We start from the raw sequence: 24744 nt of genomic DNA on the forward strand, positions 1-24744 counted from the left end.
CTTTGATTTCTCATCAAAGAGTTTTTATTTTTAACTGTAATTTTATCCAGTTATTACGACATAACTAACTAAACTAATATTATCCATGAAAAAACTAATTTTATTCACAGCTATTGCAATTACAGCTATTGCTTGTAAAAAAGAACCTAAAAAAGAAATTGTAAAAGAAGAAAAGATAGAAGTAAAGTATCCAGCGGCATTAGGAGAAGTGTTTGAAAAGCATGGTGGGATTAAGAATTGGAGAGCAGCAAAAACACTTTCTTTTGGAATAAACGATGAAGAACATACAGTTGATTTAGCTTCAAGAAAAACGGTAGTTAATGCAAAGAATTATTCTTTAGGATTTGATGGAAAAGATATTTGGTTACATCAACAAGACTCTACAGCATTTAAAGGGAATAAAGAGTTTTACTATAATTTATATTTCTATTTTTATGCAATGCCTTTTGTACTTGCAGATGATGGGATTGTTTATTCAGAAGCAAAGCCAATAGAATTTGAAGGAGTACAATATCCAGGAATTAAAATTTCTTATGAAGCCAATGTAGGTACTTCACCAGATGATAATTATTATATCTATTACAATCCTAAAACTAAAGAAATGGCTTGGTTAGGATATACGGTAACTTACTTTTCTAAAAAGCCATCTGAGAAGTTTAATTTAATTCGTTACAATGATTGGGAAAATGTTAACGGTTTTGTATTACCAAAATCTATAACTTGGTACCAAAAAGATGATAATGGTAATCCGACTGAGCCGGCACGTGACCCAATTCAATTTTCACTACCTTTAATCAGTCAAGCTCCATTAGCAGATAGCTTTTTTGAAAAACCAAAACAATAACCCTTAAAATCAACTAACTATGCAACCTCAAAAGTATATATGGAAAAAAGAATACACCTTGGTGTTATTAGCAAATGTATTGTACATCGTATTCTTTTATATAATAACTAACATATATACTTACTAAACTATGCAAGAATTAGACTGGATTGTATTATCAATAACGTTATTATTTATTGTTTTATACGGAGTTTGGAAAACAAGAGGAAGCAAAAATGTTGAAGAATATATAAAAGGAGGAAATGAAACAAAGTGGTGGACTATTGGGTTGTCGGTAATGGCAACACAAGCAAGTGCCATCACTTTCTTATCTACTCCAGGGCAGGCCTTTCATAGTGGAATGGGCTTTGTTCAATTTTACTTCGGATTGCCAATAGCCATGGTAATTATTTGCTTAGTGTTTATTCCAATTTATCATAAGCTCAAAGTATATACAGCTTACGAATATCTTGAAGGAAGATTTGATAAGAAGACTAGAACACTCGCAGCAATGTTGTTTTTAATTCAAAGAGGATTAGCGGCAGGAATTACCATTTTTGCACCAGCAATCATATTGTCTGCGGTATTGGGATGGGATTTAATTACGCTGAATATCATTATTGGTGTTTTGGTAATTATCTATACCGTTTCTGGAGGAACCAAAGCCGTAAGTGTGACCCAAAAACAACAAATGGCTGTCATTTTTGCCGGAATGTTTATTGCGTTTTATATCATTTTACAGTACTTACCAGATGGAATAACTTTTTCTAAGGCTTTAGAAATTGCAGGAGCTTCCGATAAGATGCAAGTACTTGACTTTTCATGGGATTTGAACAATCGTTACACAGTTTGGACAGGTATTTTAGGAGGAACATTTTTGATGCTGTCTTATTTTGGAACGGATCAAAGTCAAGTACAACGTTATTTATCTGGAAAATCAGTTAGAGAAAGTCAATTAGGTTTGATTTTTAATGGTCTTTTAAAAGTGCCTATGCAATTTTTTATTCTTTTGGTAGGAGTTATGGTTTTTGTGTTTTATCAATTCAATGCATCTCCTTTAAACTTTAACCCAAAAGCAAGTGAGGCAATTGCTAATTCTAGTCCAGAAACCATTGCAGAGTATACGAAATTGGAAGAAAGACATCGTTTTATAGAGGCCGAAAAGAAAACATTGATTTTTGAGGGCTTAACGGAGCAGAATGTAGCACAAATACAACAATATAATGAAGAAGATAAGTCTTTAAAAGAGAAGGCAAAAGTAATAATAGAAAAAGCAGATGCTCAAGTTGAAACCAATGATAAAGATTACGTTTTCATTCACTTTATATTAACGAAGCTTCCAAAAGGGTTAATTGGTTTGTTATTGGCTGTTATATTATCGGCAGCAATGTCATCAACAGCATCAGAATTGAATGCCTTAGCGAGTACCACAGCTATTGATTTATACAAGCGCAATGTAACTAAGGAGTATTCAGATGAGCATTTTGTAAAGATGTCTAAGTGGTTTACTTTAGGTTGGGGAATATTAGCGATTCTCGTTGCATGTGTGGCCAATTTATTTGATAATTTGATTCAGTTAGTAAATATTATTGGATCTATTTTCTATGGGAATGTATTGGGAATTTTCTTGTTAGCCTTCTTCTTTAAGTTTATTAGAGGAAACGCGGTTTTTATTGCTGCAATTATTACTCAGTTAATAATTATTGGAGTTTGGTATATTGATTGGTTACCGTATTTATGGTTAAATGCCTTAGGTTGTGGGTTGGTGATGTTTATAGCAATGCTTATTCAATTGACTTTACCTAGTAAAACGATAGAAGCCAATAGTTAATGTGTTTATAAAAAGATAGTTATATAACTACATATAAAAAGCGGACAAGAGAACCTTGTCCGTTTTTTACTTTATGAGGGTATTTAAATAAATTCATTAATAGCTAGCGCCGCGTTATTTTGAATCATAGGATTATCTAAATCTTTCCAAATGGTACTTTGATCAACTACAGGTCCCGTTAGTATATTTTCTTTACTAGCATAAAAGACTCCGCTTTCAAACTTAGGATTATTAATACCATCTACAAAACGTTTTGCTCCTTTTTCTACAGAGTGAGACATTCCCATTAAAGGCATAATGAGTTTCATTCCTATGTGCTTTAAAAATATTCTTTTTAAAAGAGGTAAGTCGTCCATACCATTAGTACCTCTAGTACCTCCAGGACTCATACTAATGAACTTAATATTAGGATGTTTATCAGCCATATTACTCATCCAAAGTGTGCCTCCATACTTAATCCACCCATACACTTGGAAAGGATCAAAATCTCCTCTAAATTTTGTTCCATCAAAGATAGATACAAATTCTTCTACAGAGTTGTCACTTAAGTCGGGGCGTTTCATTCCCATTTTCTTAATTCCTCGGGCAGCTTCAGAGCTTGCGAATAAGGCTACTTTATTTAGTTTGTTTTCTTTTATTAATTCATTAACTAATACTACATGGCCTAATAAGTTACTTGCTGTTAATTCAGTAACACCTTCTTTTGTTAATTTTTCAGGAGTTTTTCCACCTGTTCCACCAGCATTCATAATTAATGCGTCTATAGGGTTTTCTAATTGAGCAACAGCTTTTTTTACTGTTTCTGGTTTAGACACATCTAAGAGTATGATTTTAAATATATCTCGTCCAGTAGCCTCTACAAGTACCTTTTTTGCAATTTCGGCTTTTTTCAAATTTCTACAAGCTAGGTAGATAACCTTAGTTGTTTTAATCATAGCAAGTTGTCTTGCTGTTTCTTTGCCAATTCCTGCATTGGCCCCTGTTATCATTATTGATGTATTCATTTTTTTTAATTTTAGTAAGATTGTTGTTTGTTGTAAAGTTTAAATAAGACAAGTCCAACTAGTCCTAAAATGATTTCTAGTCCAGTTGCTTTTACCATACCATCAGAAGGCATTCCGTCTAAAAAGATACTTAGAAGTCTACCAAGACCCAGTGCTAGAAATAGAAGAAAAGCTGCAATGTTTGCAGACTTTGTTAAGGAGCGTTTAAAGCTTCCTAAAAACAAAAGTATTGCAGTTGCCAATAAAAGAACTCCAAATGAACGAACATCATTTAAAGCACTTGGATTTCCTGCTATATTAATGCCTTCATTAGCTTTAATATTAATTGGATTAAAGCTGGTTAAACTACCTATAGCAGTTAAAATTAACCCCGAAACAATTAAATAGATTTTTAAAATTTTTGTAGTGTTCATGACCTTGTATTTTTATTTGATACAAAGATCATAAGGATTAAAACCACAAGAAATGCGGTTTAGGTCAAAAACTACTCAATTTAGTTCAAACGATAATCTGATGGAGACTTTCCGAAAAAAGAGGTGAAGTTTCTATTAAATGTGGATACCGAATCAAAGCCCACATCATAGGCTATTTCAGAAACACGGTCTTTACTAGATTTTAATAATTCCGCTGCACGTTTTACTTTTTTCTCAGTCAAATATTTTTTAGGACTTTTATCAAAAACCTCTTTGAACTTTCGTTTAAAGGAAGATTCGCTTAAATGGGTTAACAAAGCAAGTTCTTTGATGGTAAGGTTGGCATATATATTTTGCTGAATGACTTTCTTAAACTCCACTTCATTGGGTTTAAACAAGGCAGCTAAGAAATCTAATTGAGAAGGTGTATTTTGTGATTTGACTAATAATTGGATAAATTCTTTTAATTTCAGTTTCACCATGGTATCGTCTACCAGCTCAGGGTTGTCTAAAAGAATATCAATACTTTGCCTAAAATTATCAAGCATTAAATCAACCTGTACCTGCTTTACATTGTAATCATTTCTGTGATTGGATAAAGAAATATCCAAATCAAATAAATCTTCTACTAATGATGGATACAAGAAAACGCCTACTGATTCAATTCCTTCATTACAAACTTCTTTGTTTTGGCTAGGTTCAAAGAAATAGTTTAAACACTTCGCAATCATTGCAGTGTTTTTGTTAAGTTTTAAATAGTCATCAGGAGTTCTTACAGCTACTTCTCCCTTGTTAACAAACATAAAACATGCTTCATCCTCAACATAATGTTTTAAGGTTCTATTAAACGAAGGCATCGATAGTTTTATAAAAACTATACGGTCTTTATAGGTTATGACTTTCTCCTGAAATTCCATTTAAAGGATTAATGTTATCAATGATGTTTTATGTTGCAATCTATAAAAAGATTACCAGATTTTTGAAGTATTTTATGAGTAATGTATTTATTGTTTTTCAACGAATTCTTTGAATTGTTGCATCCATTTTTGGGCTGGTTTTTTATAAACACTCGGAAATAGAATAGCCATTAGTTTAGGCATTATCCAGTTTATTCGAGTGTATTCAAACTCATATTCATATTTGGTTTTATTAGAGTCTATTTCAATGAATGAACATTTCATGGTGTTATCCATATGTTTATGGTGGTAATGTGCTTCAAATACATCGGGCAATTGATTATTGGTAATTGTCTCAGTCAATTCCATATCATGTTTACCATGTCTGTAATACATTTTAGATACGGCTCCATTTTGACCTTGTTCACCACTAATTAATTCCTTTTTAATAAAACCATCTTGATATTCTCCCAAAAAAGAAGGGTCAGCAAAATATTTTACAACTTCTTCTCGAGGTTTCTTAATTTCTATAAATCCCTTAATTTTCATGACTGTTTACTTAGTTTATAGTAAGATACGTAAAATTGGGGCTACTTTGAATATTGAAGGCTATAAAAAGAAAAGAAGCTATATCATATAGCTTCTTTAAACTGCTGAAAATAAGTTTCTTATTTTTTGATTAGAGTAGCTGTATAAGTGCTCTGATTAGTGTATGTAACTTTTATAAGATATATACCATTGCTTCCTTTTAGATACAATGAATTGTATTGTTTATTAGATATATTTCCTTTTTGTATGATTTGACCTAGGGTATTACTAATTGTGTAGTATCCATTTAATTTACTCTCATTTATAAGGGTAAAACTTCCATTATTCGGATTTGGAAAAACATTGGCATTAAAAATTGTTTTTTGTTTTTGTTGAACATTAGCTCTACTAGCAGTGGCGTTTACATAAAAGGTTTTACTTGAACCAGTATATGGGTTAATACTACCATTCCACCCATTCTTCCAATTGCCAGAATGAACAATTCTATAATAGCCACTTTCAGTATCGGGTTTAATTTTCCATTGTACGGTTACTTTTGAGTTTGCAACCCCACTACGTTTCCAAATGAGTTTGGTATTAAAATCACGATCTTCATATTTGGTAATCCATTGATTACCTATTTTCTTTTGAACTTCTAAATAAGTGCCATTTGTTTTTGTATCGTTGTTTGGATGAGCTCCCCAAAAAACAACTTCTACTGTTTCTCCTGTATTGTATAAGGAGTTGGCATCTGAATACAAACTACCAAAACTTTTAAATAGGGGTTTGTCATCAAAAAAGATGTGTACTGTTTTATCAAGTCCTATATAGCTTTTTTGTGGTGGAGTTGGCTCAGTATTGGGCCAAGGGTTACTGTTTGGGTTTACCAATACGGAAGCTAATCTTTCAAATTCCTGTCTGTAGGCTGCTAATGTCCACGGACCAAAATGTGTACTAGCACCTTCATATTGTTGAGAAGCATATTCTTCTCTTGTAGTCACATAGCCTGCATAGGCATCTGAGTACCCCATAAATACCAAATGTTGAATTCCTGTGTTTTCGTTTTCTGCTACGGTTGCTTTTGCTCTTCTTCCTGCCATCACCGTAAATTCTCCAGGAGCAGCAAGAATTCCGAATTGTCCTATTTTCATGATACTAGTAGGTAAAATTTTAGGAGTTCTAGGGTCGTTGTTATTTGCTCCTAAATTGAATAAGATATCAATTGGTTTTTCCATATGACATACGTCATTTGAAGAGCCCGAAGTTGGGTTCGAGCGAGTTTCTCCTTCACGACCAATTCCACTTCTGCCGTCTTCTGCACCAGCTCTAAAAGAAATTCCTAAAGCAGCTTTACAAGTGGTTTGATAATTACCATTCGTAAACTTAGGAGCTATAGTAATGTTCGAAAAATCGCTATATCTACTTACAGCTTTTACAGAACCAAAAAGTTGTTCAGTGGCATTGTTGTATAAATTTAAAGCTTTATTGTATTGTCTACTACCAATAATTTCAGCACTTTCTTCTTCGTTACTTCCTGGCCCAGAAGCATCGGTATGAATATCGTTTGGATGCGGTTGGTTTAAGTTAGGGGACATATCCCCAGGGTTGGTATTTGCAAACGCAGCTACAAAGGTATTGTTTCCTTTTCCATAGCTTGATTGTTTCAAACGTTCGAATTGTAAGGAAGCATAGCCTTTATTGTCTCCACTACAGTATTTGTATTTTTTAGTAAGATTGGTGGGGTGTACCCCAAACCAAGATATCATTCCGATTTCATTATGGCTTCCTTGAACAAATTTTAAAATGGTCATTTCGTCGTCGATACTTGGATAATTAGCTGCATCTGTATTTAAATTATAAGCAACTAAAGATCTGTTTATACTAGCATTAGTTAAGGAACCTTTATTATAATATATTCTACCAGGAGCTAAATTGTTATGGGCTTGTTGAATAGCTTTAAAAATTCCATTGACCAATATCTCAAAGTTTTTAGAATAATAGCCTCCTGTTGCTGTATTGTATAATTCATAATGCGAAAATCCCCCTGGAGACACATGAGTGTGTGTAGCACTAATAATAACATTTGTGTCATTGTAAAGATTTCCATAAAATTGATTCAGTTTGTCTAAAACAGCTAGGTTGATAGACTGAAAAGTAGCTCCTTTGTCAATAGAAACAAATACCACAGAGTTGTTGTTGGCATCTTTTATAATATATGCACGTGCATATTGCCGATCTTTGATTCCAGCATTTCTATGAAAGGGATCTCCGTAACCAAAGAAATTGGATTCGGCAATTTGTCCTGTTACATCATAAATACCGACACCAATGTCGTAGTTATTGTTTTGAGAAAAAATAAGGCTTGAGCATAAAGAGATAAGAAGAAAACTAAAAATAGTTTTCCTTTTGAGGGACTGTAAATAATTCATTGTTTAGTTTGTTGATTAGACAATGAATTTAACTTTAAATTGTGTTATTGTTAGTTTTTTAAGATAAAAAATTCTTATAATAAAATAAACTAGGGTTATTGTTGTGAAATAAAAAACCTACACAGTAAAGTGTAGGTTTATAATTTACAAGGTATAGGTACATATTTTTATAAAGCTCCCCATTCCTTTAAAGAATCTTTATTCATCTTAATATAATCTGCATTTCCTCTTTTTTCAGCACCTGCTAAAGAAGCTTTTGCAGCCTTGATAGCACCTTTTTTATCTCCAGCCTTAGCCAAGATTAAAGATTGCTTACGTAAATACCAAAAACGAGGTTGATCTTTTGTTAACTCAACTGCTTTGTTCATCCATTTAACAGCTTTTTTGATGTCTTTTCCTTCATCAAAATAGTAAGATGCAGCTGAATAGTAATCATTAGCAGATGGTCCACTCATAATCTTAGAGATACTAGCTTCAACACCTTTATCAGTAGGAGTTGAGAACTTAACACCCACATAAGCATTTTCCCATAACATTCCTAAAACTGCAGAAGAGTTTGTAATGTCATCAAAAGAAATTGTGAATGTTTCAATTTTCATAGGCATTGGTTGTACTTTAGCAGAAGTACTTAATGCTACTTTAGACTCATCCCATTCTCTAGGAGTTCCCCAGTTATTAGTATCTGAGTAAAAAATAACATCCCAAGAACCAGCATTAGGTTTTGTATATAATGCATAAGTTCCTTTTTTTAATTCTTTTCCATCAATCATAACATTATCACTAAAAGTAACCTTAGTGTTAGCGTTAGCACCTGTTCTCCAAACTTTTCCAAAAGGAACTAAATCTCCAAAGATTTTTCTTCCTTTAACTCCTGGTCTTGAGTATTCAACAGTAACATCTGTTAAACCTACAGTTTGCTCTAATTTAGAAGCAGGACTAGAAGCTGGAGTTTTAACCTGTGCGTTCATACTTGCTGTAGCAGCCACAACAAATAAACTTAACAATAATTTTTTCATGATGATTGGTTTGTTTTAAAATTACCCAATAAAATTACAATGAATATTATCGTTTAATGTTAACGAAAACTTAAAATGATGTTTTCTTTTTTAACGGATATTTGCAGGTATGAAAAAATATATTTCTGAATTTATAGGGACTTTTGCACTAATCTTTTGTGGTACAGGAGCTATGGTGATTAATGAAGTAACAAATGGAGCGGATTTAACGCATATTGGAGTAGCAATAACTTGGGGATTAATTGTAATGGCAATGATTTATGCTTTTGGAGAAATATCTGGAGCACATTTTAATCCTGCTGTTACGATATCGTTTGCCTATGCCAAAAAGTTTGCATGGAAAGAAGTCCCCAAATATATAATTGCTCAATTATTAGGCGCTTTATTAGGGAGTGTTATGTTATGGGTATTATTTCCAGAAAGTGAATTTTACGGAGCAACGATTCCTTCCATAGTTCCTTGGAGAGCTTTTATACTTGAGTTGTTATTGACCTTCTTTTTAATGTTAGTGATTATTAATGTTTCTACTGGAAGTAAAGAAGTAGGGGTAATGGCAGGAATAGCAATTGGAGGGGTTGTATTACTCGAAGCTATGTTTGCAGGACCTATGACTAAGGCATCAATGAATCCTGCACGATCTATTGCGCCAGCAATTGTTTCTGGTCATTTGGAACATTTATGGTTGTATATTTTAGCACCTATTTTAGGAGCCTTGTTAGCGGTGATTTCTTGTAAATTAGTAAAAGACGATAATTGTTGTGATGAAGGATGTTAGTATTTTAGGTTGTGGATGGTTGGGATTACCATTAGCACAACATTTAATTACAGAAGAATTCAAAATCAAAGGCTCTACTACAAAAGAAGAAAAAATACCACTTTTAAAGACTAGTGGTATAGAAGCACATATCGTTGACATTTCTTCAAAAGAAACTGATTTTAAAGACTTTTTGAATGTAGGTACATTGGTGGTAGCAATTACTTCTAAGGATATAGATGCTTTTAAAAATTTGGTAAAAGAGATTGAAGGATCACGAGTAAAAAATGTTTTGTTTATTAGTTCTACTTCAGTGTACCCAAGTTTAAATAGGGAAGTGTTTGAAGAAGATGCGAATGAAAATAGTCCTTTAGGGATGATTGAAAATATATTTAAAAGTTCAACTAAGTTTGTAACTACTGTAATTCGTTTTGCTGGTTTATTAGGATATAATAGACAACCTGGTAATTGGTTTTCTAATCGAAAGATACCTCACCCTAATGGTTTTGTTAATATGATTCATAGAGATGATTGTATTGCAATTATTACACAAATACTAAAAGAAAATGTATGGAATGAAACGTTTAGCGCTTGTACTAATCATCACCCAACAAGAGAAGAGTTTTATAAATATGCTAGATTGAGTATAAAAAAAGAACCACCAGTGTTTGATGATTCTTTAGAGTTAAAGTATAAAATTGTAAATTCTAACAAATTGATTCAGACTTTAAATTATCAATTCATTCATCAAAATTTATTAGCTATTTAGTGTATTTCCTTCTACGTAAATAATTAAAACCAAAACCAAATAAACCTAAGATTACTAAAGGGACTAAAATATTAAAGAATTGCCAGAATCCTTTATTATTAAAAGCTTGTTGTTTATCTAATAAGTTTAATTGGATGGTTTTGTTTCTTAATTCAATTAAACCTGTATCATCAAGTAAATAGTCAACAGTATTTAGCAAGAACTCTTTATTACCAAAGGTTTCACCTGTCCATTTATCTCTAGATAAATCATGAGGTTTTCCTTTTAAAATTTGATTTTTAGCAATATCCCCATCAGCTATTACCACCATTTTGTTTTCGGTTGATGTTTCTTTAAAATCTGTATAATTAAAAGGCTTAATTCTACTTTTATAAGCTGAGTTAAATTTACCTTCTAGCAAAACAGCAAATAACTGTGGACCACTTTTATATTCATTTTCTTGAGGCGCATTTGCAATGCTCTGTAATTCAATAATACTTGGAGTACCAATCTTTTTTGTTAGTATAGAGCTTATGTATAAAGGTGTTTTTTTAATGTCGTTTTTTAACGTGTCAATTTGCGTGGTAAAACGAAAACGTACGGGAGGAATGTTCTTAGTAATTGGATGGTTTGGGTTTCCATTTACTAAAGGATGATAAAACCAATTTAAATGTTGAAATTGGGCTTGATTTCCTAGATTACCAGTTGCTAAAGGAATTTTAGCCGAATACAAATCTTGTACTAGTTTATTGTTAATACGAACACCGTAACTAAACAAAAGATCGGTTAAGTTTAAATCACGAGGAAAAGCTAACATTTTTCCCTGATTGTATAAACTATCAGTATCGGAATAGTTGTTATCAATCATCCATAAACTTTTACCTCCATTGGTTATAAATTGATCAATGCTTAATTTTTCTTCTGCTGTAAAACGTTTGGTAGGTTTTGCTATAATAGCTAAATCATATTTTCTTAACTCTGAAGTTGTTTTTTGCGGATTGGTAGCTACACTATCTAAAGTAAACTTAGCTAAATGATATTTAGTGCCTACTTCTTTTAAGAAACTGTATAAATAAATATCTTCAAGTTCTCCATTTCCAGAGAGTACCGCAATGGTTGGTTTATGTTCTCTTGTTATTGTATGAACACCATTACTAAAAGAGTATTCTAATTTCTCAATAGCTTGTTGTAATTGTTCTTCTTGTGTTTTAGCATTGGTGTTTGGTAACAATGAAACAATTTTAGTTTTATTTCCATATACAATCTCAGCCCAAGGAAAAATAATAGCATTAGATAGCTTTCCATCTTCTTCAACGGTCAATTGACTAGGAATCATTCCTTTTTTGATCAATCGTTCACGAATATTGTCTGGATTAATAAATTGAAAACGAATATTTGAGTTTTCTGCTTGTAATTCTTCTAAATATTGACGCGTTTCTACTTGTAATCGTTGAAATTCAGAAGGAAAATCACCTTCTAAATATACATTTATGACAAGTAAGTTATCAATACTATTTAGTATGTTTAGGGTTGTGTTAGATAATGTATAGCGCTTGTCTTCTGTTAAATCGAATCGTTGATAAGTTTTGTTAGAAACAATGTTTAAAACTATAATTCCAACTAAAACCAATAAAATATGTTGTATGCCTTTATTCATAGGATAATTTGGTTTTAGTAATAAATAAAAATAAGAAGGTGACACTTACAAAATATACAATGTCACGGGTATCAATAACTCCACGAGAAATACTTTTAAAATGCTCATTAATTCCCAGTTGCTTTATTGTATATCCTCCGCTAAATAAGTTTCCTAAGGCGTCGAAGCCATAAAACAAACAAAAAGTGATAAAAATACTTAGTATAAAGGCAACAATTTGATTTTTAGATAGGGTAGAGGTAAATAATCCAATTGCCGTATATGTTGCAACTAAGAATAGTAATCCCAAATAAGAACCAAGCGTACTACCTAAATCAATATTTCCAATAGGATTTCCAAGTTGATAAACTGTATATACATAGGTCAGCGTTGGTAAAATAGCGATTATAACTAATATGAATGCTGCAAAAAACTTTCCAAGTACAATTTGCCAGTTGGTTATAGGACTTGTTTTTAAAATCTCAATAGTTCCACTATTAAATTCATCGGCAAAACTTTTCATGGTAATGGCAGGAATTAAAAATAACAATAGCCAAGGAGCTAAGAAGAAAAAAGAGTTTAAATCAGCAAAGCCAGCATTTAATATATTAAAATCGTCTTTCAGAACCCATAGAAAGAGTCCATTAACAAGTAAGAACACACCAATAACCAAATAGGCTATGGGTGAGGCAAAAAATGAGTTAAATTCTTTTTTTAATATTGGGAACATTATAGTTTTTGTTTTAGCGGTAGTGTTATTGAAAATTTAACATTATGGTAGTCTAGCTACTTTATCAACGCTCCAAGCTTCAGGTTTGTCGTTAAAATATATTTTTGTGTTTGCCCAAATACCCTTGAATAGTTCAGAATTTCTATAGTTTTCTAAATCTTGTTCTGATTCCCAGTAACTATACGTAAAAAACACATTGGTATTGGTTTTATCTCTATACAACTCTAATAAACGACACCCTGGAAAGTTTCGTATATGTTGTTTCTGATTTTCAAAATTATTTAAGAAAGTTTCAATCTTTGTAGGATCAAAACTAAGTTTTACAATACGTACAAACATACAAAATTAGGTTACGGTTGTAAATTCTGGCTTTACAACGTTTTCAAATTCAATAGCTATAGAGTCTCTATATTTAAGACCTAATAAGGTAGAAGCTCCTCCAACGGTATTTAAATTACTCCTATAAATAGCTATTTCTAAATATCCAGCAGAATTAAACAATGCCAACTTGTTACCATCATACATACGTTGTTCGGTAGGTACGGTAAAATCAACAATTTCATTATACTGATTTACAATTTTTTTAAACTCATATCGACCAGCTCTAATACTATATGTTCTGCCTTTCCCAATAGTACTGAATAACTTTTTGGTTATATTGGTAATTACATTTCCATAATTATCAATGTAAATAACACCTCCGACAATAATAGTTTGGTCTTGGTTTATTTTTGGTTGAATTTCAACAATCTTTTTATAATTCTGAATTTCTTTACCAATGACATTTAAACTTCCTCCTCTGGCAATATGAGAGGCAACCTGGACAAATACATCTAATACAGGAAAACTACTTTCAAGATAGTCGTGAATATTTATTTCAACAATTTTTGTAGGGTTTACCTCCGAAGCAATCATTGAAATGAGTCCATTATCAGGACAAATAAAGTAATGTCCATCTAACTCTAAAGCAATATGTTTATTCTCACTACTTAATTCAGAGTCTACTCCAATAATATGAATCGTTCCTTCTGGGAAGCTTTTGTAAGCATTTTTTAGTATGTATGCCGTTTCTGTAATATTAAAAGGAGATATGAGATGTGTAATGTCAACTATTTTAGCATCAGGTAATTCCGAGTAAATAGCTCCTTTTACTGCGCCCACAAAATGGTCTTTCAAGCCAAAATCAGTAGTTAAAGTAATTAGAGACATTAAAAGTATTTGTTAATTAATTTGTGAAAAACTGTGCTAAAATTTTAGACAAAGCTACATAATTCAAAGAAAATATTCGTTAATTTAGACATATTAACCTTAAAATTTTTTATCAATTTGAACGAACGTATTATTGAGTTAACAGAAATTAATCCAAATGATTTCTTTGGAGCACAAAACAGCACAATAACACAATTAAAAAATTACTTTCCAAAAATAAAAATTGTTGCTAGAGGAAATAAATTAAAAGCGTATGGAGAAGCAGAAATTTTAGATGAATTTGAGAAACGTTTAGAAATGCTTATCAAATACTTCAATAGATACAATAAACTAGATGAAAATAGTATTGAACGTATTTTAACATCTACTGGTAAAGAAGAAGAAATTCGTAAGTCTGGAAAAGGAGATGATGTTTTAGTACACGGTATCAATGGTAAACTCATAAAAGCGCAAACGGCTAATCAGCGTAAAATGGTTGATTTAATGAGAACCAATGATATGTTGTTTGCAGTAGGTCCGGCAGGTACAGGAAAAACGTACACCGCAGTAGCTTTGGCAGTTAGAGCATTGAAGGAAAAAGAAGTCAAAAGAATTATTTTAACAAGACCAGCTGTAGAGTCTGGTGAAAATTTAGGTTTTCTACCGGGAGATTTAAAAGAAAAGTTAGATCCATATATGCAACCTTTATATGATGGCTTAAGAGATATGATTCCACATGAGAAGTTACAAGCTTATTTAGAAAAAGGAACGATTCAAATAGCACCTTTAGCTTTTATGAGAGGTAGAACTTTAGACAATGCTTTTGTAATCTTAGATGAAGCACAAAATACAACGCATGCACAAATGAAAATGTTTTTAACACGTATGGGAATGCATGCTCGTTTTATTATTACAGGAGATCCTGGACAAATAGATTTACCTCGTAGGCAAATATCAGGATTAAAAGAGGCCTTATTAGCTTTAAAAGATATTAAAGGAATTGCACAGGTTTACTTGGATGATAAAGATGTAATTCGTCATCGATTAGTAAAACAAATTATTACTGCATATAAAGGTATTGAAACTGAATAGAAGTTATGTTTGAAAAGTTAAATTTTCAGGAAATACTATCATTGGCCTATGTCGTATTGGTTGTTGTGGGTATTATTAGTGAAAGTATATTTTATGGAGTACTCGGAATACATTATATAGAATATACCTCAATTTTAGATGCCTTAATATCACCTTTTAGTTTGATTACGAGTAATTTAAAAGTATTTATTCTAGTAGTGGTATTGATGATTTTTTATTATTTCTACATGGTAAAGTTTTTACCATGGATATTTAAAAAAACAAATAAGAAGGAAGCCTTAGAAAAAATACAAAATAAGAGAACATTGTATAGTGCAATGTTGTTTACGATGTTGATTATTTTTCCAAGTATTCGAATTGGAATGTCTATTAGCTATAGTAAAAGATTAAAAAACAAAACTTTTAAAAACAATTGTATACTTGTTTTTAAGAATGATACTTCTATGAGAGTCAAAAAAGTAGGTCAGAATACTAGCTATATTTTTTATGTTCAGAATGGAGATACTGTAGTAACGGTTTCACCGATTGCAGACAACATAAAGCAAATAAAAAGAATACCAAAAGAGGAATAAAAAACTTACATTTGCGCCAACAACACAACTTTTTATATAATGAATACAATTAACGAAACTAATTTTCAGTTTCCGAAGCAAAAATCTGTTTATAAAGGTAAAGTAAGAGAGGTTTACAATATAAACGATGATTTGCTTGTAATGATTGCTTCTGATCGTCTTTCTGCGTTTGATGTTATTTTACCACGTCAAATTCCTTTTAAGGGACAAATCTTAAATCAAATAGCTACCAAAATGATGAATGATACTGCTGATATCGTTCCGAATTGGTTGATAGCAACCCCAGATGAGAATGTAGCAGTAGGACATTTGTGCGAGCCTTTTAAGGTAGAGATGGTAATCCGTGGATATTTATCAGGACATGCAGCACGCGAATATAAAGCAGGTAAGCGTATGTTATGTGGTGTTTCAATGCCAGAAGGTATGAAAGAGAATGATCAATTCCCAACGCCAATTATTACACCATCTACCAAAGCTGATAATGGAGCGCATGATGAAGATATTTCTCGTGAAGAAATCTTAGCTAAAGGAATTGTTTCTGAAGAAGACTACAAAGTATTAGAGGTATATACACGTAGTTTATTTGAAAGAGGAACGGTATTGGCTGCAAAACGTGGTCTAATTTTAGTAGATACTAAATATGAATTTGGTAAGACTAAGGAAGGTAAAATTGTTTTAATAGACGAAATACATACACCAGATTCTTCACGTTATTTTTATGCTGATGGATATGAAGAGCGTCAAGCAAAAGAAGAGAAGCAAAAACAACTTTCAAAAGAGTTTGTACGTCAGTGGTTGATAGAAAATGGATTTCAAGGAAAGGAAGGACAACAAATTCCTGAAATGACTGATGAAAAGATTTTTGAGATCTCCAATAGATATATAGAATTATATGAACAGATAACTGGAGAAACATTTGTGAAGGCAAATACAGAGAATGTATTAGAACGAATAGATAAAAATGTTTCTAGTTTTTTAAAAAATATTTAGAATAAAAGAGAGCGTTTTGGCTCTCTTTTTTCTTTTAAAATTTTCTTAAAAAGAATCAAAATAAGAGCTGGCAAGTTTATTTTTTGTAATTTACAAGAACAAACAAAAACTATCCAAAATGCCAACTTACACTTTAAAAATAAATGGATCAACCAAAACAGTGACGGTTGATGCTGATACACCTTTGCTTTGGGTTTTAAGAGATGAATTAAACATGGTAGGAACCAAGTTTGGTTGTGGTATTGCACAATGTGGTGCATGTACAGTTCATCTAGATGGAACAGCAATGAGAAGTTGTCAGTTACAAGTATCTATGATAGATAATGAAGCGATTACGACTATAGAAGGGCTTTCTGAAAATGGAGACCATCCTTTGCAAGAAGCTTGGAAAGAAGTAGACGTACCTCAATGCGGATATTGTCAGGCAGGTCAAATAATGACGGCTGCCTCCTTTTTAAAAGACAATCCAAATCCAACTACAGAAGAAATTAGAGAAGCTATGCATGGTAACTTATGTAGATGTGCCTCATATAACAGAATAGAAAAAGCAGTAGCTATTGCTGCAGAAAAAATGTCTTAAAAGATTTTATCATGAAAACTCAAGAAAACAGTTTTACATTTAGCAGAAGAAATTTTTTAAGAGCTTCTGCTTTAGCTAGTGGTGGATTACTAGTAGGCTTCAATTTATTTACTGCATGTAAAACAGAGGCCAAACCACCTGTAGATATTTCTAAATTAAATTTTAATGATTTTAATGCCTTTATTAAAATATCTGATGAAGGTTATGTAACCATTTATTCGCCAAATCCAGAAATAGGACAAGGAGTAAAAACATCTATGCCCATGATTATTGCTGAAGAACTAGATGTTGAATGGGATAAGGTAAATGTGGCGCAAGCTCCTTTAGATACAAAACATTATAAACGTCAGTTAGCCGGAGGTAGTCAATCGATTCGTCAAGGTTGGGATGCTCTAAGGCAAACGGGAGCTACTACTAAACAAATGCTTATCAATGCTGCAGCTGTTAAGTGGGGTGTAGATGCGTCTACTTGTAAGGCTTCAAAAGGAGTTATTACGAATGAAAAAGGAGAGCAATTAGGTTATGGAGATGTTGTAAAAGAGGCGGCTAAAATAGAAGTTCCGGAAAATGTTACGTTGAAGAAACCTTCAGAATATACAATCATTGGTACAGATAGAGTAAATGTAGATTTAGAAAATATTGTTACTGGAAAACCATTATTTGGTATTGACTTTAAAGAAGAAGGAATGGTATACGCTTCAGTATTGCGTCCACCAGCCTTTGGTCAAGAATTAGAATCATTTGATGCAACAGAAGCAAAAAAAATTAATGGAGTTGTAGATGTTATTACTATTGGAGAAAAAGTAAGAGGCTTTTTAGATAAAGGTAAGTTCAATTGGACTTTTATCATGTCTCCAACAGATAAAGTAGTAGTAATTGCAAATAGTACTTGGGCAGCAATAAAGGGTAAAAATGCAATTAAAGCTACATGGAAGTCAGGAAGCGAATTAGAGAGTACTGATAAACAGAATGAAGTTTTAGATAAGATATTAGAAGGAAATAATTTTGACGTTCGAAGAGAGGATGGGAATGTAACCAAAGCTTTTGCAGAGGCGGATAAGGTAATTGAAAGAACTTATCACTCACCATTTTTACCACATAACTGTTTAGAACCTATGAATTTCTTTGCAAATGTTACTAATGAGAAAGTACATTTGATTGGTCCAGTGCAAACACCTGAATATGCAGCACAGGGAGTTGCAGATATGTTAGGTAGAGATTTAAAAGACATTCAAGTAGATATGACCAGAATGGGTGGTGGATTTGGTCGTCGTTTGTATGCTGATTTCGTATATGAAGCTGCGGAAATATCGAATGCGATTAAAAAACCAGTTAAAGTGGTTTCTACACGTGAAGATGATATGACTACAGGTATTTACAGACCGGCTATAAAGTATAGAATTGCCGCATCATTAAAAGATGGTAAAATTACTGGGTACCATTTGAAAGAAGCTGCTATAAATAGCAATATGTATGGCCTAATACCACATTTCTTTCCAGCAGGTTGTATTCCTAACTATAAGGTTTCAACACAAAACTATAAAAGTGATGTAACCACAGGAGCTTGGAGAGCTCCTTATACTAATTTCTTAGCTTTTGCAGAACAAAGTTTCTTTGATGAAATAGCAGAAGAATTAGGTAAAGATGCTGTTCAATTAAGGATTGAATTATTGCAGAATGTAAAAGGAACGACCGATGAAAGAATTCAGTATTCAGGAGATCGTATGGAAGAAACTATAAAACTAGCCGCAGAAAAAGGAGGTTGGGGTAAGAGTAAAGAAGGAGTTTACCAAGGTTTTGCAGCGTATTATAGTCATAATACTCATGTTGCTGAGGTAGCTGAGGTAGAATTGAAAGATGGATATCCAATTGTAACAAAAGTAGTGGCTGCTGTAGATTGTGGTATTGTAATCAATCCTACTGGAGGAGTTAACCAAATGCAAGGAGGAGTTTTGGATGGAATTGGACATGCCATGTATGGTGATTTAGGGTTTAAAGATGGAATTCCTTCGAATAAGAATTTCGATACCTATAGATTGATTAGAATGAATGAAACACCTCAAGTTGAGGTGCACTTTGTTGAGAATGAATTATCACCTACTGGACTAGGTGAACCTGGATTACCACCAGCAGGAGGAGCGGTAGCAAATGCAATTCATAAAGCATTAGGTAAACGACTGTATAGTCAGCCATTTGATAGTGAATTAAAGAAGAATAAAGTTCTTGGTTAAACAAGAAACAACAAAAAAGGTCAGAAGTAAAACTTCTGACCTTTTTGTTTTATTAAAACATCAATTATTTTCTTTCTAAAAGTGCCATGTAGAATCCGTCAAATCCAGACTCAGAAGCCAGTACTTTATTGTCTTTAACAAAACTAAAGTCCTTACCAGCATCTGAAGCTAAAAAGAAATCTACTTGCTGTTGATTTTCAGAAGGCAATACAGAACAAGTTGCATATACTAACTTTCCTCCAGTTTTTACCATTTTAGAATATTGTTGTAATACTTCTTGTTGTGTTGTACGGATACGATCTAAAAACTCTGGTTCTAATTTCCACTTGCTATCCGGATTTCTACGAATAACACCTAAACCAGAACAAGGAGCATCAATCAATACTCTATCTACTTTACCGTGTAACTTTTTAATAACCTTTGTAGAATCAATTACTTTGGTATCAATATTATGAACTCCGTTTCTTCTTGCACGTACTTTTAACTTCTTCAATTTACTTTCGTAAATATCCATAGCAATAATTTGCCCTTTATTCTCCATTAAAGAAGCTAAATGCAATGTTTTTCCACCAGCACCAGCACATGTATCTACAACCTTCATTCCTGGTCGTACATCTAAATAAGGAGCTACTAATTGAGAAGAAGCATCTTGCACTTCAAAATATCCTTTTTTAAATGCTTGTGTTTTAAAAACATTCGCTCTTTCTACTAATTTTAAAGCATCATCATGTCCCTTAACAAATTCAGTTTCGATTCCTTCAGAAGAAAGTATTTTTTGAAGTTTGTCTTTAGAAATATTCAATGTATTTGTTCTTAAGATAACATCAGCCTGCTTATTTAAAGCAGCTATTTCTTTAGTCCAAGCTTTTTCTCCTAGTTCTTGTAATCCAACCTCGTCAATCCAATCAGGAATAGCTTCTCTAAACTTTCTAATTTTAGATAATTCATCAAATTTACCTTTAATTCTTCTAGTTGGAGTAGGTTCAATTTGATTCCAATCAGGTAATTGAATTCCCTTTAAAACACACCAAACAGCAAACATTCTCCATAAATCAGGCCTAGCGTATGGTGCTTTTACATTTGCAATTTCTGCATACAGACGCTTCCAACGTACTATTTCATAAATAGTCTCAGCCACAAATTTTCTATCTCTTGCTCCCCAACGTTTATCTCTTCTAAGTGCTTGTTCTACAGCTTTATCAGCATAGACTCCTTCATTAAAAATATCACGGATGCTATCAATAACTGCAAAAACTAAATTTCTATGTAATCTCATTTGATGAATTTAAGAGTGCAAAGATAGTTGAATTTAATGTCTTTTTGTATTTTCGTTATGCATGAATTTAAACCAACCTGTTACATATATCAAAGGCGTAAGTGTGGCACGTGCCGAATTGCTATATTCTGAATTAGGAATTCGAACGTGTAAAGATTTATTGCACCTTTTTCCGTTTCGATATATTGATAAAACGCAGTTTTATACAATCAACCAACTAGAACAAAATTCTTCTGAAGTTCAAATTGTTGGTAAGGTAATAGGTCTTAAAGAAGTAAAACAAAAAAGAGGAAGTAGGTTAGTGGCTACTTTTGGCGATGCCACAGGCTCTATGGAGTTGGTTTGGTTTAAAGGAGCCAAATGGATTAAAGATAGTCTAAAGGTTAATGTTCCTTATGTAATTTATGGGAAACTGAATTGGTATTATGGCACGGCTAGTATGCCACATCCAGAAATGGAAACAGTAGCGGCTTATAAAAGTAAATTGCAAATGGCAATGCAACCCGTATACCCTTCTACTGAAAAGTTAAGTAATAAAGGGATTAGTAATAAAGTCATGCGTAGTATGATTCAAAATTTATTACAACAAGCCTTTGGAAGCATTGAAGAAACACTACCAAAGTATTTATTAGACGAACATCGTTTTATAGCAAAACAAGATGCCTTTTTAAATATTCATTTCCCTAAGAATCAGGAATTTTTAGCCAAGGCACAGTATCGTTTGAAGTTTGAAGAGTTATTTTTTATTCAAATTCAGTTATTACAAAAAAAACTTATCAGAAAGTCGAAATTAAAGGGATTTGTTTTTGAGCATGTAGGAGAGAAGTTTACCAATTTTTACAATAATCATTTACCTTTTGATTTAACCAATGCCCAAAAAAGAGTTTTAAAAGAAATACGTAAGGATATTGGTTCTGGAGTACATATGAATCGTTTATTACAAGGTGATGTGGGGTCTGGAAAAACCATTGTCGCCTTACTTACGATGTTATTGGCTATTGATAATGGTTATCAAGCAACGATTATTGCTCCAACTGAGATTTTAGCAATTCAACATTTTAATGGTATTTCAGGTTTATTAAAAGAAACATCCATAAAGGTTGATTTGCTTACAGGTTCTACTAAGACTAAAAAACGAAGAGAAATTCACCAAGGCTTAGAAGATGGAACCTTGCATATTCTAATTGGAACCCATGCTATTTTAGAAGATAAAGTACAGTTTGAGAATCTTGGAATAGCTATTATTGATGAACAACATCGTTTCGGTGTTGCTCAACGTAGAAAGTTATGGGAGAAGAGTCCGTCTTCACAAAATGAAGGAGAAAGGGCTGTCCCTCCTCACATTTTAGTAATGAGCGCAACACCAATTCCGAGAACCTTAGCAATGTCTGTTTATGGAGATTTGGATATTTCTGTAATAGATGAATTACCTCCAGGTAGAAAAGAAATAAAAACTGTACACCGTTATGATAGCAATCGTTTAGGAGTGTTCAAGTTTTTAAAAGATGAGATAGCAAAAGGTAGACAAGTATATGTAGTATATCCGTTAATTCAGGAGTCTGAAGCTATGGATTATAAAGATTTGATGGATGGTTATGAAAGTATTTCTCGAGAGTTTCCAGCTCCAAAATATCAAATTAGTATTGTGCATGGACAAATGAAACCGGCAGATAAAGATTATGAAATGGAACGTTTTGCGAACGGTGAAACCCAAATAATGGTGGCTACTACAGTAATTGAGGTTGGAGTAAATGTACCTAATGCCTCGGTAATGGTTATTGAAAGTGCAGAACGTTTTGGTCTAAGTCAGTTACATCAATTACGTGGTAGAGTAGGACGTGGAGCAGAACAAAGTTATTGTATTTTGTTATCGAGTTATAAGTTGTCTTCAGATGGGAAAACTCGTTTACAAACTATGGTAGAAACAACGGATGGTTTTAAAATTGCTGAGGTTGATTTGAAGTTACGCGGCCCTGGAAATATCATGGGAACGCAACAGAGTGGAGTATTAAATTTGAAAATTGCAGATGTAGTAAAAGATTCTCCAATTTTACACAAAGCAAGACAAGTCGCTATTCACATATTAGAGGAGGATCCTGCTTTAGGAAAACCAGAAAATGAGAAGTTGCTAAAAACGTATAGTCAATTGCAGAAAAAGGCTGGAATTTGGAGTAATATTAGTTAGGAATAGATTTTACCAATATTCAAATATTTTTGAAATTTTTCCTTCTTTAAACTCAAATAAAGTCATTTTAGCATCTTTTTCTTCTTTTATTTCATTATCGATGTAAATTCTTTTAACAGCAATAGCATTTACTCCAGTAATTCTACTAAATATTTTGACATCCGTAATTGTTCCATTATACATGCCATTTTTTTGATTTCTTATATAGCCCTGATATAGGTCATCTCTAGTATATGTACCACCATATTTAGGATGTACATAAGTAAAATCATCTGTAAATAGTTTAAAAATTCGATTAATATCTTCAATGGTTGAATTGGCTTGAAACGCTTTAACGTTTAGCTTGTAATATGTATCGACTATAGTGTTCTGATTAACTTGATTTACAGCTGTATTTTCTTGTGCAATACTTTGATTTACAACAAGTATTAAGAGTAATACTGAAAGAATGAATTTTATTGGTTTGGTCATTGCATTTGATATTATAATCAAATGTAAAAATCAAAGAGTAGACCAACTGTTAACAACGCGTTAATTATAAGAATGTTTCTTTCGTTAAGTTTACTCTTCCGAAAGTTGTTTTACAAAGTCTTCAAACTCTTTTTTAAAGTCAATATATTTTTGCCCGGTGGCAGGTCCATTAAAGCCTGTATGTATTTTACGAACTTTTCCTTTCTTATCTATGAAAACAGTAGTAGGATACGATAAGATATGATTGAGCATGGGAAGTTTCTTAGCAGCTTCTTTTTTATTAGAACCTCCATATTGAGCTAATAAAACAGGGTAGGTAATACCTATTTGTTTCTTTAAACGTTGTAACTTTTGAAATGCTTTATCTTGTGTTTTATCAAGTTCAAAAGCTAGTGCAATAAATTGAACGTTTGGATTAGGGTTCTTTTTTAGGTACTCGACATAATATCTACTTTCGTCTAAGCAGTTTGGACACCAACTTCCCATTATTTGGGCAATTACAACTTTGTTCTTAAAGTTATCGTCGGTATATGAAATCTGTTTTCCCGTTTTATCTGGAAAAGAAAAATTGAAGGTATCGTATCCGTCATTTAGCTTAGTCAAAGTATTTTCATTGGGTAATTCATATGAATTATTCAATTTGGCGGTAAAAGGCTCTTTCCAATGATTTCCAGAATAGAAATTCCCATTCATTGTAGAGTCCGTAATTTGAGCTGTAAAAAGAAAAGCATGAGCTCCGTCAAAGGTTGATAATTTTAAAGAATCGCCATCTATGATTCCTTCTAAATAGCGGTAATCTCCAGTAGTAGTTCTAAAAGTTCCAGTTACATTTGCCCCATTTTGTTCAAAAATACCTTTAGCGATGTATTGATCTTCGGAGTTATTTGGGCTAAATACCGTTTCCCAATTCCCTTTAATAATTGCTATAGGGTTCAATTTACTAGGAAATCTAGTTGTATTATTGAACTCAGCAGAAAAAGGAACAACCCTGTTTAAAGTAGGTTTAACAAAAGATCCTGTTAAAGAGTTATTATCTTGAATTTTGGCAGCAATGTATCCTTCAAATACAGGTGTTTGAATGTATACAGAGTCGTTTTTATAACTAACTTCATTTATTTTGATGATTTCATCAGCATTGTAAATTTCCAATTGTTCTTTATTAACGACTTTAAAGGTAAATGGTAACTCTTGATGATCTTGTACGTGTAACACAGCCCTATAACTTCCTTCTTTTAAAAGTGTTTGATTAGGAGTGTTGTTACAAGAAAAAAATGTAAATGCTATTAGGAATAAGAAGCTATAAATTCTCATGATGAAATCGATGTTTTAATGAACAAAAAACGCAACTAAA

23 protein-coding genes are annotated in these 24744 nt (G+C 32.4%); 10 read left to right on the forward strand and 13 right to left on the reverse strand.

What is annotated here, in order from left to right:
• Positions 1–85: 85 nt before the first annotated feature.
• Positions 86–844, forward strand: a complete 759-nt coding sequence (locus ABNT22_RS09280) for a DUF6503 family protein (RefSeq protein WP_348717310.1) — start codon at positions 86–88, stop codon at positions 842–844.
• Between the two features lie 130 nt (positions 845–974).
• Positions 975–2654 (forward strand): sodium:solute symporter, encoded by a 1680-nt coding sequence (locus ABNT22_RS09285; protein WP_348717308.1) that lies wholly within the window; start codon positions 975–977, stop codon positions 2652–2654.
• An 83-nt stretch (positions 2655–2737) separates the two neighbouring features.
• Here the strand turns inward: ABNT22_RS09285 and ABNT22_RS09290 are convergent, their stop codons facing one another.
• The 6 genes from ABNT22_RS09290 to ABNT22_RS09315 all read right to left on the reverse strand — a co-directional run bounded on the left by ABNT22_RS09290 (position 2738) and on the right by ABNT22_RS09315 (position 8940).
• Positions 2738–3658, reverse strand: coding sequence for an SDR family NAD(P)-dependent oxidoreductase (locus tag ABNT22_RS09290; RefSeq protein WP_348717306.1), 921 nt, complete (start codon positions 3656–3658; stop codon positions 2738–2740).
• Between the two features lie 11 nt (positions 3659–3669).
• On the reverse strand, positions 3670–4071 hold the full coding sequence (locus ABNT22_RS09295; protein WP_348717304.1) for a DUF4345 domain-containing protein: 402 nt from the start codon (positions 4069–4071) through the stop codon (positions 3670–3672).
• 80 nt (positions 4072–4151) lie between these two features.
• The gene (locus tag ABNT22_RS09300; protein WP_348717302.1) at positions 4152–4988 is read right to left on the reverse strand and encodes an AraC family transcriptional regulator; all 837 of its coding nucleotides are present in this window, start codon (positions 4986–4988) and stop codon (positions 4152–4154) included.
• Positions 4989–5075: 87 nt separating this feature from the next.
• Entirely contained in the window at positions 5076–5516 is a 441-nt protein-coding gene (locus ABNT22_RS09305) for an SRPBCC family protein (RefSeq protein ID WP_348717300.1), read from the reverse strand.
• A gap of 119 nt (positions 5517–5635) precedes the next feature.
• Positions 5636–7924: a neutral/alkaline non-lysosomal ceramidase N-terminal domain-containing protein gene (locus ABNT22_RS09310; RefSeq protein ID WP_348717298.1), complete on the reverse strand. Its 2289-nt coding sequence runs from the start codon at positions 7922–7924 to the stop codon at positions 5636–5638.
• A 167-nt stretch (positions 7925–8091) separates the two neighbouring features.
• The gene (locus tag ABNT22_RS09315) at positions 8092–8940 is read right to left on the reverse strand and encodes a DUF2911 domain-containing protein (RefSeq protein ID WP_348717296.1); all 849 of its coding nucleotides are present in this window, start codon (positions 8938–8940) and stop codon (positions 8092–8094) included.
• Between the two features lie 109 nt (positions 8941–9049).
• Between ABNT22_RS09315 and ABNT22_RS09320 the strand changes: the two genes are divergently transcribed.
• Positions 9050–9715, forward strand: a complete 666-nt coding sequence (locus tag ABNT22_RS09320) for an MIP family channel protein (protein WP_348717294.1) — start codon at positions 9050–9052, stop codon at positions 9713–9715.
• Entirely contained in the window at positions 9702–10463 is a 762-nt protein-coding gene (locus ABNT22_RS09325) for a dTDP-glucose 4,6-dehydratase (RefSeq protein ID WP_348717293.1), read from the forward strand. Before ABNT22_RS09320 ends, ABNT22_RS09325 begins: the two co-directional genes overlap by 14 nt.
• Here ABNT22_RS09325 and gldG read toward each other — a convergent pair.
• From gldG to ABNT22_RS09345, 4 genes are read right to left on the reverse strand one after another with little or no spacing between them, the layout of a single operon-like run.
• Positions 10456–12099, reverse strand: coding sequence for a gliding motility-associated ABC transporter substrate-binding protein GldG (gene gldG / locus ABNT22_RS09330; protein WP_348717292.1), 1644 nt, complete (start codon positions 12097–12099; stop codon positions 10456–10458). The two genes, ABNT22_RS09325 and gldG, sit on opposite strands and share 8 nt — an antisense overlap.
• Positions 12092–12808 (reverse strand): gliding motility-associated ABC transporter permease subunit GldF, encoded by a 717-nt coding sequence (gene gldF, locus ABNT22_RS09335; RefSeq protein WP_348717290.1) that lies wholly within the window; start codon positions 12806–12808, stop codon positions 12092–12094. The genes gldG and gldF overlap by 8 nt, the downstream gene beginning before the upstream one ends.
• Positions 12809–12850: 42 nt before the next feature.
• Positions 12851–13147 (reverse strand): antibiotic biosynthesis monooxygenase family protein, encoded by a 297-nt coding sequence (locus ABNT22_RS09340; RefSeq protein WP_348717288.1) that lies wholly within the window; start codon positions 13145–13147, stop codon positions 12851–12853.
• Positions 13148–13153: 6 nt separating this feature from the next.
• The gene (locus ABNT22_RS09345; RefSeq protein ID WP_348717286.1) at positions 13154–14017 is read right to left on the reverse strand and encodes an SAM-dependent chlorinase/fluorinase; all 864 of its coding nucleotides are present in this window, start codon (positions 14015–14017) and stop codon (positions 13154–13156) included.
• 117 nt (positions 14018–14134) lie between these two features.
• Between ABNT22_RS09345 and ABNT22_RS09350 the strand changes: the two genes are divergently transcribed.
• The 5 genes from ABNT22_RS09350 to ABNT22_RS09370 all read left to right on the forward strand — a co-directional run bounded on the left by ABNT22_RS09350 (position 14135) and on the right by ABNT22_RS09370 (position 19461).
• Positions 14135–15088 (forward strand): PhoH family protein, encoded by a 954-nt coding sequence (locus tag ABNT22_RS09350; protein ID WP_348717285.1) that lies wholly within the window; start codon positions 14135–14137, stop codon positions 15086–15088.
• Positions 15089–15093: 5 nt separating this feature from the next.
• Positions 15094–15660: a hypothetical protein gene (locus ABNT22_RS09355; RefSeq protein ID WP_348717283.1), complete on the forward strand. Its 567-nt coding sequence runs from the start codon at positions 15094–15096 to the stop codon at positions 15658–15660.
• Positions 15661–15699: 39 nt separating this feature from the next.
• Positions 15700–16650 carry a phosphoribosylaminoimidazolesuccinocarboxamide synthase gene (locus tag ABNT22_RS09360; protein WP_348717281.1) on the forward strand — a complete coding sequence of 317 codons (951 nt, stop codon included), beginning with the start codon at positions 15700–15702 and terminating at the stop codon, positions 16648–16650.
• A gap of 118 nt (positions 16651–16768) precedes the next feature.
• Positions 16769–17230: a (2Fe-2S)-binding protein gene (locus ABNT22_RS09365; RefSeq protein WP_348717279.1), complete on the forward strand. Its 462-nt coding sequence runs from the start codon at positions 16769–16771 to the stop codon at positions 17228–17230.
• An 11-nt stretch (positions 17231–17241) separates the two neighbouring features.
• Positions 17242–19461 (forward strand): xanthine dehydrogenase family protein molybdopterin-binding subunit, encoded by a 2220-nt coding sequence (locus tag ABNT22_RS09370; RefSeq protein WP_348717277.1) that lies wholly within the window; start codon positions 17242–17244, stop codon positions 19459–19461.
• Between the two features lie 64 nt (positions 19462–19525).
• Here ABNT22_RS09370 and ABNT22_RS09375 read toward each other — a convergent pair whose 3' ends face one another.
• Complete coding sequence (locus ABNT22_RS09375; protein WP_348717275.1) at positions 19526–20737, reverse strand: RsmB/NOP family class I SAM-dependent RNA methyltransferase; 1212 nt, start codon at positions 20735–20737, stop codon at positions 19526–19528.
• Positions 20738–20798: 61 nt separating this feature from the next.
• Here ABNT22_RS09375 and recG point away from each other — a divergent pair, with 61 nt between their 5' ends.
• The gene (recG, locus tag ABNT22_RS09380) at positions 20799–22922 is read left to right on the forward strand and encodes an ATP-dependent DNA helicase RecG (RefSeq protein ID WP_348717274.1); all 2124 of its coding nucleotides are present in this window, start codon (positions 20799–20801) and stop codon (positions 22920–22922) included.
• A 9-nt stretch (positions 22923–22931) separates the two neighbouring features.
• Here recG and ABNT22_RS09385 read toward each other — a convergent pair whose 3' ends face one another.
• Positions 22932–23393: a nuclear transport factor 2 family protein gene (locus tag ABNT22_RS09385; protein ID WP_348717272.1), complete on the reverse strand. Its 462-nt coding sequence runs from the start codon at positions 23391–23393 to the stop codon at positions 22932–22934.
• A gap of 90 nt (positions 23394–23483) precedes the next feature.
• Positions 23484–24704, reverse strand: a complete 1221-nt coding sequence (locus tag ABNT22_RS09390; RefSeq protein ID WP_348717270.1) for a TlpA disulfide reductase family protein — start codon at positions 24702–24704, stop codon at positions 23484–23486.
• Positions 24705–24744: the final 40 nt, after the last annotated feature.

The sequence above is a fragment of the Tenacibaculum sp. 190130A14a genome (assembly GCF_964048965.1).
GTDB lineage: Bacteria > Bacteroidota > Bacteroidia > Flavobacteriales > Flavobacteriaceae > Polaribacter > Polaribacter polynesiense.